Annotated in this window: 11 protein-coding genes; 6 read left to right on the top strand and 5 right to left on the bottom strand. The window is 65.2% G+C overall.

The genetic code is table 11. The annotated features are described in order from the left end of the window. Positions 1-65: 65 nt before the first annotated feature. Entirely contained in the window at positions 66-3,527 is a 3,462-nt protein-coding gene (gene mfd / locus EPN31_RS03710) for a transcription-repair coupling factor (protein WP_291769678.1), read from the bottom strand. Between the two features lie 147 nt (positions 3,528-3,674). Here mfd and EPN31_RS03715 point away from each other — a divergent pair, with 147 nt between their 5' ends. The 4 genes from EPN31_RS03715 (at position 3,675) to EPN31_RS03730 (ending at position 7,305) form a co-directional block, all read left to right on the top strand. Next, complete coding sequence (locus tag EPN31_RS03715) at positions 3,675-4,484, top strand: transporter substrate-binding domain-containing protein (RefSeq protein WP_291769681.1); 810 nt, start codon at positions 3,675-3,677, stop codon at positions 4,482-4,484. A 42-nt stretch (positions 4,485-4,526) separates the two neighbouring features. Continuing rightward, the gene (locus EPN31_RS03720) at positions 4,527-5,294 is read left to right on the top strand and encodes a TIM barrel protein (protein ID WP_291769684.1); all 768 of its coding nucleotides are present in this window, start codon (positions 4,527-4,529) and stop codon (positions 5,292-5,294) included. Continuing rightward, on the top strand, positions 5,284-6,246 hold the full coding sequence (locus EPN31_RS03725) for a sugar kinase (RefSeq protein WP_291769686.1): 963 nt from the start codon (positions 5,284-5,286) through the stop codon (positions 6,244-6,246). Before EPN31_RS03720 ends, EPN31_RS03725 begins: the two co-directional genes overlap by 11 nt. Before the next feature lie 90 nt (positions 6,247-6,336). After that, positions 6,337-7,305 carry a D-glycerate dehydrogenase gene (locus tag EPN31_RS03730; protein ID WP_291769691.1) on the top strand — a complete coding sequence of 323 codons (969 nt, stop codon included), beginning with the start codon at positions 6,337-6,339 and terminating at the stop codon, positions 7,303-7,305. Positions 7,306-7,309: 4 nt separating this feature from the next. On the opposite strand, the gene eda is transcribed toward EPN31_RS03730, so the two are convergent. After that, on the bottom strand, positions 7,310-7,957 hold the full coding sequence (gene eda, locus EPN31_RS03735; RefSeq protein WP_291769695.1) for a bifunctional 4-hydroxy-2-oxoglutarate aldolase/2-dehydro-3-deoxy-phosphogluconate aldolase: 648 nt from the start codon (positions 7,955-7,957) through the stop codon (positions 7,310-7,312). Positions 7,958-8,108: 151 nt separating this feature from the next. On the opposite strand from eda, the gene EPN31_RS03740 reads away from it, so the two are divergent. Together EPN31_RS03740 and ispF are read left to right on the top strand one after the other, a co-directional pair. Next, a complete protein-coding gene (locus tag EPN31_RS03740) occupies positions 8,109-8,876 on the top strand; it encodes a 2-C-methyl-D-erythritol 4-phosphate cytidylyltransferase (RefSeq protein WP_291769698.1) in 768 nt (255 codons plus the stop codon). Beyond that, on the top strand, positions 8,873-9,364 hold the full coding sequence (ispF, locus tag EPN31_RS03745; RefSeq protein ID WP_291769700.1) for a 2-C-methyl-D-erythritol 2,4-cyclodiphosphate synthase: 492 nt from the start codon (positions 8,873-8,875) through the stop codon (positions 9,362-9,364). Before EPN31_RS03740 ends, ispF begins: the two co-directional genes overlap by 4 nt. 13 nt (positions 9,365-9,377) lie before the next feature. On the opposite strand, the gene EPN31_RS03750 is transcribed toward ispF, so the two are convergent. From EPN31_RS03750 to ompR, 3 genes are read right to left on the bottom strand one after another with little or no spacing between them, the layout of a single operon-like run. Then, on the bottom strand, positions 9,378-9,926 hold the full coding sequence (locus EPN31_RS03750; RefSeq protein WP_291769703.1) for a peroxiredoxin: 549 nt from the start codon (positions 9,924-9,926) through the stop codon (positions 9,378-9,380). A gap of 46 nt (positions 9,927-9,972) precedes the next feature. Then, complete coding sequence (locus EPN31_RS03755) at positions 9,973-11,361, bottom strand: ATP-binding protein (RefSeq protein WP_291769706.1); 1,389 nt, start codon at positions 11,359-11,361, stop codon at positions 9,973-9,975. Between the two features lie 42 nt (positions 11,362-11,403). Then, complete coding sequence (gene ompR, locus EPN31_RS03760; protein WP_291769709.1) at positions 11,404-12,138, bottom strand: two-component system response regulator OmpR; 735 nt, start codon at positions 12,136-12,138, stop codon at positions 11,404-11,406. Positions 12,139-12,315: the final 177 nt, after the last annotated feature.

A 12,315-nucleotide genomic window follows, 5' to 3' on the forward strand; every position in this document is an offset into this window, starting at 1 on the left:
GCCGGCTGTTACGTCCCACGGCCCGTGGGTGCCACTACCCCCGTCGATCAGGTATGGCCCGGGAATCAGGCGGCCAGCTTCTGCAGCAGTCCGCGCAGTTGCTGCACGCGGCCGGGCACGTCGACCGTGCCTCCGTAGGACACCTTGAGGCGGTCGGGGCCGTTCAGGCGGATCTGGCGGTCCTGTTGCACCAGTTCGATGATGCGTAGCGGCTCCACGCTGGGCTGGGCGGAAAACTGGATCGATGCCTGGGTTTCGCCGGCATCGATCTTGATGACGCCCAGCGGTTCGGCCAAGAGCCGCAGCCGGTGCAATGACAGCAGCGTCTGGCCCGCCTCGGGCAGCTTTCCATAGCGGTCGATCAGTTCTTCCTGGATCTCGGTCAGGCCGTCCGCGTCCTTGGCGTGCGCCAGACGCTTGTACAGGCCCAGGCGAGCCTGCACGTCGCCGCAGTAGTCAGAGGGCAGCAGGGCCGGCGCATGTAGATTGACTTCACATTGCGCGTCCAATGACCCGTCCAGGTCCGGTTCCTCACCCGATTTGAGCGCCCGCACGGCGGCGGCCAGCATATCGTTGTAGAGCGAGTATCCAACCTCCTGGATGTTGCCCGACTGGGATTCGCCCAGGATCTCGCCGCTGCCGCGGATCTCCAGATCGTGCATCGCCAGAAAGAACCCGGCGCCCAGCTCTTCCATTGACTGGATGGCCTCCAGCCGCTTCTTGGCGTTGGCAGTGATCGCGTCCTCGCCTGGCGTGAGCAGGTAGGCGTAGGCCTGGTGGTGCGAGCGCCCGACGCGCCCGCGCAACTGGTGGAGCTGGGCCAGCCCCAGCTTGTCGGCTCGGTGGATCAGGATGGTGTTGGCCGTGGGGACGTCGATGCCGGTCTCGATGATGGTGGTGCACAGCAGCACGTTGCTGCGTTGCTGATAGAAGCCCTTCATGACTTCTTCCAGTTCCCGCTCGCCCATCTGGCCGTGGGCCACGGCAATGCGTGCCTCGGGCACCAGCTCTTCCAGCCGTGCGCGGCGGTTGTGGATGGTCTCCACTTCGTTGTGCAGGAAGTAGACCTGGCCGCCGCGCTTGAGTTCGCGCAGGATGGCCTCCCGAATGGTGCTGCCGTCTTCCCGGCGCACGAAGGTCTTGATGGCCAGACGCTTCTGCGGCGCTGTGGCGATGACGGAGAAGTCGCGGATGCCTTCCAGGGACATGCCCAGTGTCCGGGGGATCGGCGTGGCCGTGAGAGTGAGCACGTCGACTTCGGCCCGCAGCGCCTTCAGGGCTTCCTTCTGGCGCACGCCGAAGCGGTGTTCCTCGTCGATCACGACCAGCCCGAGCTGCTTGTAACGGATCTCTTTGGACAGCAGCTTGTGCGTGCCGATGACAATGTCCACCGATCCGTCGGACAGCCCGGCGATGGCTTTCGCCGCCTCCTTGCTCGTCCGGAAGCGTGACAGTTCGGCGATGCGCACCGGCCAGTCCGCAAAGCGGGTGATGAAGTTCTGGGCGTGTTGCTCGGCCAGCAGCGTCGTGGGGCAAAGCAGCGCCACCTGCCGACCGTTCATGACTGCCAGGAAGGCGGCCCGCAATGCGACCTCGGTCTTGCCGAAGCCCACGTCGCCACAGACCAGGCGGTCCATGGGGCGGCCAGAGGTCATGTCCTGGATGACGGCTTCGATGGCGGCAGCCTGGTCCGGCGTCTCCTCGAAGCCGAAGCCTTCGGTGAAGGCCTGGTAGTCCCTGGCCGGAAGCTGGAAGTGCAGGCCTTCGCGCGCGGCGCGCTGGGCATAGAGCGCGAGCAGCTCGGCGGCCGTGTCGCGCGCCTGGCGGGCTGCTTTGCGGCGCAGCTTTTCCCACTGGCCCGAACCCAGAGGATGCAGAGGGGCGTGTTCCGGGTCGGCACCGCTGTATCGGGCGATCAGGTGAAGCTGCGAGACGGGTACATAGAGGGTGGCCTCGTGGGCGTACTCCAGGTGCAGCAGTTCGATGGGGCCTTCGCCCAGATCCATGCTGACCAGGCCTCGGTAGCGCCCGATGCCGTGCTGCGCATGCACCACAGGATCACCGACGTGCAGCTCGGCCAGGTCCCGCACCATGGAGTCGATGTTGCTGCTGTGTTCGGCGCGGCGTCGGCGTGTGGTGGCCAGGCGCCCCGACTGGCTGGGGTAGAGGTCGTTCTCCGTCAGGATGGCCAGCCCGGCTGGCGGCAGCAGGAATCCACCAGCGAGCGGTGCGATGACCAGCGCGAAACGAGACTCTCCAGCCAGGTAATCCTGCCAGGTGTCGAACGCGGCGTCGGGAGGCAGGCGGTAGTCCTCCAGCATTTCCGTGATGGTTTCACGGCGGCCGGCGGAATCTACGCAGATGACCGTGCGCAGCGGGCTCTGTGCCAGGTGGCGGCGCAGGCTGGCCAACGGATCTTCGGCCCGCCGGTTGACGGCGACGTCGGGGCTGGCGGCGAAATCGGGGTGTGGCTGATCATTGATCAGTGCCAGGCGCGCAGTATCCTTCAGGTGCGTGTGGAACTCATCGTCGCCCAGGAACAGCACGTCGGGAGCCAGCACCGGGCGTTCCGGGTCAGACTTCAGGAATTGCCAGCGGTTGTGCGCATCCTGGTGGAAGCGCGTGATGGCGGTGGATACGTCGCCCAGCGTGAGCGTGATCGCATCGTCGGGAAGATAGTCGAACAGCGATGCCGTGTGTTCGAAAAACAGTGGCAGATAGTATTCGATGCCTGCGAACGCGATGCCGTTGCCGATGTCCTTGTAGGGCAGCGCGCGTGACGGGTCGCCCTCGAAGACTTCGCGGAAGCGGGCGCGAAAGCGGTTGCGCGCGGCCTCGTCCATTGGGAACTCGCGCCCGGGCAGCAGTTCGATTTCGCGCACCGGGTACAGGCTGCGTTGTGTGTCGATGTCGAAGCTACGGATGGATTCGATCTCGCGGTCGAACAGGTCGATGCGGTAGGGTAGTGCCGACCCCATGGGAAACAGGTCGATCAATCCGCCGCGGATGCAGAATTCCCCCGGCGCGCTCACCTGGGTGACGTGGCTGTAATTGGCCAGCGTCAGTTGGGCGCGCAGGCGGTCCTCAACCAGTGTGTCGCCTTGACGGAAGGCAAAAGTGTAGGCTGCCAGAAACGAAGTGGGTGCGAGGCGCACCAGGGCGGTCGTGACGGGCACCACCAGCACGTCCACAGCGTTCTGAGTCAGCGAATGGAGGGTGCGCAGCCGCTCCGAAATCAGGTCCTGGTGCGGCGAGAAGCTGTCATAGGGCAGCGTCTCCCAGTCCGGCAGGAAACGCACACGCAAATCGGGGTCGAATAGCGCGATTTCTTCCGCCAGGCGCTGTGCGGCCAGCGGGTCGGCGCAGAACGTCGCCAGCGTGTGGCCGGCCTCGCGGGCCAGTGCCGCCAGCAGGCAGGCATCCCCTGAACCGGGCGGTCGCGGCTGGGCGTAGCGTTGGCCGGGCTTCAGCGCCGCCAGCGTGGTCGCGACCGACGGAATGAGAAGTGAGGAAGCAGCAGAATCCATGAAGGCGATAGTATAGGAGAGCTGGCCTTCAGCCGCATGCCGCGTGCGCCGTCATGCGGAGACATCGTACCTTTGCAGTACACTCTTGAACCAGTTTCATGCCGGTTTTACCGGGCGCCATGCCCAATCATATCAAGGAGACACCGTATGTTTACTCGTCGTACCCTGCGCGGCATCGTCGGTGCTGCCGTACTGACCGCCACAGCGTCGCTGGGCCTGGGGCTGGCTCCTGTGGCCCAAGCCGAAACCATTGACCAGGTCAAGCAAAAAGGCGAACTCACGATCGGGATGCTGGTGGACTTTCCACCCTACGGCATCATGAACACGGAGAACAAGCCCGACGGCTATGATGCCGACGTCGCTCGCGTCCTGGCCAAGGATCTGGGCGTCAAGCTCAAGATCGTGCCGGTGACTGGGCCGAACAGGATCCCCTATCTGTTGACGGGCAAGGTCGATCTGCTGGTGGCGTCGCTTGCCATCACGGCAGAGCGTGCCAAACAGGTGCAGTTTTCGCACCCGTATTCGGCTGCGCAGATCGTCGTCTTCGGCGGCAAGAACCTGAAGGTTTCGGGCCCCAAGGGCCTGTCGGGCCTGAGGATTGGCGTGGCCCGGGCCAGCACCCAGGATATCGCGGTCACCAAGATCACTCCCAAGGACGCGAAGATCCAGCGCTTTGACGATGATGCATCGGCCATGCAGGCTCTGCTCTCGGGACAGGTGGATGCCATCGGCTGCTCCACCACCGTTGCTGCCGGGATCGCCAAGCGCGCGCCGAACCGCTTCAATCAGAAGTTCGTGCTGCTGCAGCAGGAAATGGCTGTTGCGATGCGCCAGGGTGAGCCCAATACGCTCAAGACGGTCAATGATTTGATCGACCGCAACATTCAGAACGGCGAATTCAGCAAGCTTTATGAAAAGTGGCTGGGCACGCCACTGCCGGCGCTGAAGCATTCCTGACGGTTCCTGCTTTCCCTTCCTGGCTGAACTCATTTCGGGTCGATGATGACTGAATCCTGCGTTGCGATGATTTCGCTGACGGCGTTTGGTGCGTCTGAAGTCCGGCGCCATGGACAGGCTTGGTTTGCCCGCCTGTCCCATGAGGCCGGGGCCGATGGCGTGGAGGTGCGCGGCGAGCTGTTGCGCGGTGATCCGGACGAACTCGGCGAACTGTCGAGGATCGTGGCGGACACCGGCATGAGGTGCGTCTATTCGAGCCCGCGTGCCATGTGGGACGAGTCCGGCCGGTTTTCACACGAAGCAGTGGCCGAAGGCCTGGATCGTGCGCGGGTGTTGGGGGCTGCAACCCTGAAGATGTCCATCGGCGGTTTCCCGCCGGGGGATGCGGTGGGCTGGCGGGCGCTGAAGTCGTTGCTGGCGGGAAGCCCGGCTGCGCTGCTGGTGGAAAACGACCAGCGGGCCTGCTCGGGCACCCAGCCTGCGCTGGAAGCCTTTTTCCGCGAGTCCCAGGCCTGGGACGTGCCGCTGGGCATGACCTTCGATGTGGGAAACTGGCACTGGGTGGGTGAATCCCCCCTGGAGATGGCCCGGGTCTTCGCCGGCCATGTGCAGTACATCCACTGCAAGGGCGTCTTTCGCCGGCCCGACAAATGGGTGGCGGTTCCGCTGGAACAATCCTCGGCTCCGTGGCGCGCGATTCTGCGGGCGCTGCCGGCGGATGCCGCGCGCGCGATCGAATACCCGCTCGTGGGCGAGGATCTCTGCGCGGTGACGCGCCAGGCCCTGGATGAGTTGCGCCATGCCCGGTGACACCGCCGTGTCCCGGTCGCTGGATGTGGTGGCCTTTGGTGAGGCCATGATGATGCTGGTCGCCGCCCGGCCAGGGCCTCTGGAGTCGGTCGATCTGTTTCACAAGAGGACAGCGGGCGCTGAAACCAACGTGGCAATCGGTCTGGCGCGCCTGGGGCTGCGCGTGGGCTGGGCGAGCCGCCTGGGTCAGGACACCGTGGGCCGCTATCTGCTGGAGAGCATCGGTGCGGAAGGCGTGGACTGCTCGCGGGTGGTCTGCGTGGCCGGTGAATCCACCGGCATGCTGTTCAAGGGCAAGGTCACGGACGGTAGCGATCCGTTCGTCGAATATCATCGCCAGGGATCCGCAGCGAGCCGCATGACGGTGGCCGATGTGGACGAGTCCTGGCTGCTGTCGGCGCGCCATCTGCACGCCACCGGGGTGTTCGCGGCGGTGTCCGCCACGACCCATGAGCTCACGAAGCACACCATGAGTCTGATGCGAGCAGCCGGCCGGACGGTGTCCTTTGACCCGAACCTTCGGCCTTCGTTATGGGCATCACCCGAATCCATGCGCGCCGGCATCAACGGGCTTGCTGCCTTGGCCGACTGGGTGCTGCCGGGACTGGCCGAGGGCCGGCTGTTGACGGGCCTGGAGTCACCGCAGGACATCGCGCGCTTCTACTTGGACCAGGGTGCGAAGCTGGTGGCCGTGAAACTGGGTGATGCAGGGGCCTATTTTGACGATGGGCGCCAGCACGGGACGGTGCCTGCCGTCCCGGTGGCTCAGGTGGTGGACACGGTGGGCGCCGGTGATGGCTTCGCGGTTGGCGTGGTCAGCGGGCTGCTCGAGGGTTGTTCGCTGGAGCGGGCCGTGGCCCGTGGCACATGGATCGGCGCCCGGGCGGTGCAGGTCATGGGTGATACCGAAGGTCTGCCCACGCGCGATATTCTGGACGCCGCCGGGTTCTGAGCGGCGCGCGGACAGTCCCGCCTGGCCGTGCACGCAGATCCCGGTCGGCTTATCATGGCCTCACATTGTCAAGTCATTGGAGTTCGGTCCATGAGCCGTCAGTCTGTCTTGTTGTACCGCAAGATTCCAGCCGAGCAGCTGGAACGCCTGCGCCAGGAACATGAGGTGGTCGAGGTCTACGATCACGGCGAGGCGGGGCGTCAGGCCTTCCTGGCCACTCTGCCACAGGCTCGTGGGCTGATCGGGTCCGGCGTGGAGATCGACGAGTCCATGCTGGACCGTGCCCCCCATCTGCGGGTGATTTCCAGCATCTCGGTTGGTGTGGATCATTATCCGCTGGCAGCCCTGAACCGGCGGTCCATCGTGCTGTGCCATACTCCCGACGTGCTGACCGAATCGGTGGCTGATCTGTTGTTCGGCATGGTGATTGCAACCAGCCGCCGGATGTTCGAGATGGCGCGCATGGTGCGCGAGGGACGTTGGCGCCAAAGCCTGGAGTCCGCCGACTATGGCTGGGACGTTCACGGCAAGACGCTGGGCATCATCGGGTATGGCCGCATTGGCCGTGCCGTCGCGCAGCGCGCGGCACTGGGGTTCGGCATGCCGGTGCTCTATCACACCCGGCGTCCGGTGGACAGCGGCCTGCCCGCCAACGCGGCGCGGGCCGTCGAACTGGATGAGTTGTTGGCACAATCCGATTTCGTCGTCGTGATGGTGCCGTTGACGGAGCAGACGCGGGGCATGATAGGCCCACAGGCGCTGGCGAAAATGAAGCGGGGGTCCATTCTCATCAATGCGGCGCGCGGACCCATCGTGCAGGAACCGGCTTTGCTGGATGCGCTCGATAGCGGGCATCTGCGGGCTGCCGGGCTGGACGTCTTCGCGGTCGAACCATTGCCCCTGGATTCACGCCTTCGGGATCACCCCAGGGTTCTGGCGCTGCCGCACATGGGGTCCGCCACGCATGAAACCCGTACGGCGATGGCCGACATGGCCGTGAGCAATCTGCTCAGTGTGCTGCGTGGCGACCCGCCGTTGGCGGCCTTCCCGACGGCGTAAGACTTCAGGCGAGAGGCTTGCCCGCTGCTGTTCGGGCGAGTTCCACAGCCTGCGCGGCGAGCGCCGTCACTGCGCCCCAGTCGTGGTCCCGGACGGCGGCGTGCGGCGTCAGCCAGGATCCGCCCACGCACCGGACATTGGGCAGCGCCAGATACGCCGCCATGTTGCCGGCGTGGATGCCGCCGGTGGGGCAGAACATCAGGTCAGGCAGGGGGCCAAACCAGGATTTCAGCAATGCTGCGCCGCCGACGGCCTCGGCCGGGAACAGCTTGAGTGCGCCGAACCCGAGCTCAGCCGCGCGCATGGCTTCCGAAGCGGTGGCTACACCCGGCAGAAACGGTACGCCCGAAGTGGCGGCCGCTCGCGCCACCTCTTCCGTCAGGCCGGGGCTGACGCCGAAGCGGGCGCCCGCGCGCAGGGCCGCGTCCAGTTGGGCAGGGGTGCGCACGGTACCGACGCCCACCACCGCGTCGGGTACCTGATCGTGGATGGCGCGAATGGCATCTAGCGCGGCCGGCGAGCGCAAGGTGACCTCGAGCGCCCGGACCTGACCGGCCACCAACGCACGCGCCAGGTCCACTGCCGTAGCAATGTCGTCAATGACGATGACGGGGATGACAGGGCTGATTTCCAGCAGTTCCAGGGTGTTCATGGCGTTGCGCTGCTCCGTGACCGGATTCGGACGAGTCCACATGGCTCTGGGGAATTATGGCATTGAACGGCGGTACGCGTCGTCGATGGGGGTGGGTTCCAGACCGGACGGGTGAGCGGCTGCGGGCGGCGCTGGTCTACAATCGGCGTCCATGACTCCTCCAACTCTGGTGGCCATCGTGCCTGCGGCGGGCGTGGGCGCGCGCGCGGCGGCAAACGGGCAACCCAAGCAGTACCGGCTGCTCGCGGGCCAGCCCATGTTGCGCCTGGCCGTGCGTGCTTTGCTGGCCGACTCCCGCATCGCCCAGATCCGCGTGGCCGTCTCGGCTGCCGACGTGTGGGCGGAGGCAGCCCTGAGAGGCTTGCCGCGTACTGTGATACGGCGCTGCGGCGGGCCGGCACGGGCTGATACGGTGCGCGCTGCGTTGCTGGATGCTGATCTGCCCGAGGCGGCCTGGGTGCTGGTGCATGATGCGGCGCGCCCCGGGCTGCCTGCCGATGCGCTGGGACGATTGATCGATACCTGTCTTCGGACGGGGCGCGGCGGCATTCTGGCCTTGCCGGTGGACGATACCGTCAAACAGGGCCGCCCGGCGCCTGCCGCTGTTCCGGCGGAGCCGGCCAGGGGTTCCCGGGAGCTTGCCGCGCCGGACAGCTTGTGCGAGATCGCGGCGACGCGTTCGCGCGAATCTTTGTGGCTGGCGCAGACGCCGCAGATGTTTCGGGTAGGCGAGCTGCTGCCGGCGCTGCGGGCCTGCGCCGGCGATGTCCAGGTCACGGACGAGGCCTCGGCCGTTGAACGGTTGGCCGGGCAGGGTCGCACTCCTCTTCTGGTGCGCGGCGCGCGCGAAAACTTCAAGCTTACCTGGCCGGAAGACTTCGCCTGGTTCGAGAAACATGCAACGGGAGACCGGACATGATTGACTTAGTGCCTTTCCGGGTGGGGCAAGGCCATGACCTGCATCGCCTGGTCGCCGGCCGGCCGCTGATCATCGGCGGCGTGACGATCCCTTTCGATCAGGGCCTTGCAGGGCATTCGGATGCGGACGTACTCCTGCACGCCGTGACCGATGCCGTGCTGGGTGCGGCGGGCCTGGGGGATATCGGCCGCCATTTTCCGGATCGGGATCCTCGCTGGTCGGACGCCGACAGCCGCCTGTTTTTGCGCGAATCGGTGCGGATGGCTCGTGAGGCGGGCTGGGCGGTGGTGAACGTGGATGCCACGGTGCATGCCCAGACCCCCAGAATCGCTCCGCACGCCGCCGCGATGGCGGCCTGTATCGCGGCGGAACTGGGGATCCAGCCGGCCGATGTGAACGTCAAGGGCAAGACGGCCGAAGGCCTGGGCCCCGTGGGCCGCAACGAGGGCATTGCCGCCGACGCTGTGGTGTTGCTGGCGCGCCGTTAGCGCCACGCGCAGATCAGAGCGTGCTTCCGCCGATGGCCCGGTTGCAGGCGCACAGCCCGTCCGTGAGCAGGCCGTCCAGGATCCGCAGAGTTTCCTGGGGGTTGCGCCCGACCTTCAGGCTGTTGACCGATACATGCTGGATAACGTTGTCCGGGTCCACGATGAAGGTGGCGCGCAGCGCCACCCCTGCCGTGCGGTCGCGGATGCCGAGCTGGTCGATGAGCGCTCCGGGTGTGTCGCTGAACTGGTAGTGGTTCAGCCGGCTCAGTTCCGGGCTGTCTCGCCGCCACGCGAGCTTGACGAATTCGTTGTCCGTCGATCCGCCCATGAGGACCGTGTCGCGTTCTTCAAAATCCCTCACGAGCGCGTTGAAGCCCACGATCTCGGTGGGGCAGACTCGCGTGAAGTCCTTGGGGTAGAAATAGATGACCTTCCATTTGCCTGGGAAGGACGATTCCGTGATGTCTTCGAAGGCCGAGACGCCGTTTTCCTCGTGTTCGTTGAATCCGGGCTTGACGCCAATGACACGGAAGGCCTCGAGCTTGTCGCCTATGGTCTTCATCGGGGCTCCTTTTGTGACATCGGTCGGTGCGACCGATCACCCCATTCTACGCCACGGGTTTGTCGGCCGGACGAGCCTTGATCTTGGGGATCTCGATGCGTGCGAGCAGACCCTGGGAAGGGTTCGAAATCAGCTCGAACTTGCCGCCCACCTGGCCGAGCAGCCGCTCGACGATGGCCAGCCCCAGCCCGGCGCCGCTCACGCCAGTGCGGGCTGTCTCGCCGCGGGCAAAGGGACGCAGCAGCCGCTGGATGTCGCCGTGCGGGATGCCTACACCCTGATCCTGCACCTCGATGCGCAGCAGGTTGCCGAGCTGATAGGCGCTCAGGGTGATGTGCGCGCGGTCATCTCCGGCACTTCGGCCGTAGCGGCGTGCGTTCTCGATCAGATTGCTGACGATGCGCTTGAGGTCGTTGGCGCTGATGCGGGCCTGCAGGCCTGGCGCGATGTCGGCCTTGAGCTCGCTACCCAGAGATTCCGTGTGGCTGCGCTCGCGTTCGAACAGGTCCTGCAGCACCCGTGAGACGTCGATGCCGGCTTCCGGGACCTGTCCAGCCGGCCGCGCATACTCCATGAGCTGGCCGATGCTGTGGTTGATCTGGGCGAGGTCTTCGTCGATCGCCTGGCGCGCGTCGTCGGTCATGTGGCTCATTTCGATTTCCAGCCGCATGCGTGCCAGCGGCGTGCGCAGGTCATGGGAGATGCCAGCCAGCATGAGCTCGCGGTCTGCCTCGTTCTGGCGCAGGTCGCGCGCCATGCGGTTGAAGGCGGTGTTCAGGTCGCGGATTTCGGTCGGCCCCTTTTCCGACAGAGGCGTGGGCATTTCTCCGCGGGCGAGCTGCTGGGTGACTTTTGCGAGTCTAGCCAGCGGCTGGTTGATGAAGCGGACACTGATGGCGGCGCCCAGCAGCGCCAGCAGCAGCGAAGCGCTGATCCACCCCAGCCATTCACGGCCGGTGGTCAGGCGCAACTGGTCGCGGTCGAACACCAGCCAATACTGGTCACGATCGATGTGGAAGCTGATCCAGATGCCGGGCACTTGATTCACGGACCACATCATCACGGTCTGTCCACCCAGACGGTTGCGGATCTCTCTCGATACCTGGTCCCAGTACGAGGTGTGCGGCAGCGCCTCGAGGACATCGCTGGCTGCGCGCGGCTGGACGCGCAGGCTTTCCTTGGTGGCCAAGTCCAGCAGCAGTGCCGGGCGCACCTGGGGCGGCGCATAAACCAGCGCTGAACGGGTGATGCTGACGGTGGAGGCCACGCGCTCGGCCATCTGGGCCGCGCGTGGGCTCTCTTCGATGTTGAAGACGACCTGCAGCCAGGCACCCAGACTCACCAGCATCAGTGATGCGATGAGCAGGAAGGACCGGCTGAACAGTCCCAGTCGGGGACGAAAGCCGTGGCCCGATTGCTTCATAGGCGTCGTCATGAACACGGCCGGCAGCCCCGGGCCTGCTGGGCGGCAGAGAGGTTACTGACCGCCGTCAGGGACGAACACATAGCCCAGACCCCAGACCGTCTGGATGAAGACGGGCTTGGAAGGATTGGGCTCGATGAGTTTGCGCAGGCGCGAAATCTGTACGTCCAGGCTACGGTCGAAGGCCTCGTATTCGCGGCCCCGGGCAAGTTCCATGAGTTTGTCGCGAGACAGCGGGACCTTGGGGTGGCGGGCGAAGACCTTGAGGACGGAAAATTCGCCCGTGGTGATTGGCACGGATTCGGTATTGCGCGTCAGTGTGCGTGTGGACAGATTCAGCACATAGGGGCCGAACTCGATGGATTCGTTTTCCTGGCTGGGCGCCCCCGGGTGTTCATCAGCCCCCCGGCGCCGCAGGATGGCGTTGACCCGGGCAAGCAGTTCGCGCGGGTTGAATGGCTTGGTCAGGTAGTCGTCGGCGCCCATCTCCAGCCCGACGATACGGTCGATTTCCTCGGCCTTCGCGGTGAGCATGATGATGGGGGTGTTGTCATGGTTCCCGCGCAGTCGACGGCAGATGGACAGCCCGTCTTCGCCTGGGAGCATCAGATCCAGCACCAGCAGATCGAAGTGTTCGCGCTGCCAGAGTTTGGCCATTTCCTTGGCGTCTTCGGCAACGTAGACGTTGAAGCCTTGTTCGGTCAGGTAGCGGCGGAGCAAATCGCGCAGCCTGGGATCGTCATCGACGATCAGGATTTTGCGCGTGAGAGTCTGGTTTTGAGTATTCATGCGAAAAATGTAACAGGGACAAGAAGGAGGTGCCAGTGCTTATCACAACAAATTACACAAAAAACATTGGAGGGGCAGAGAACGGAATGGTTCCCCGCAAACGGCAGGGTGATGCATACACCTGCATTGTCGCGTACTGCGCGGGCCCGGGCAGCTGTCATTCCGCGTGGCATCGGT

Source organism: Castellaniella sp. (assembly GCF_004321985.1).
GTDB lineage: Bacteria > Pseudomonadota > Gammaproteobacteria > Burkholderiales > Burkholderiaceae_B > Castellaniella.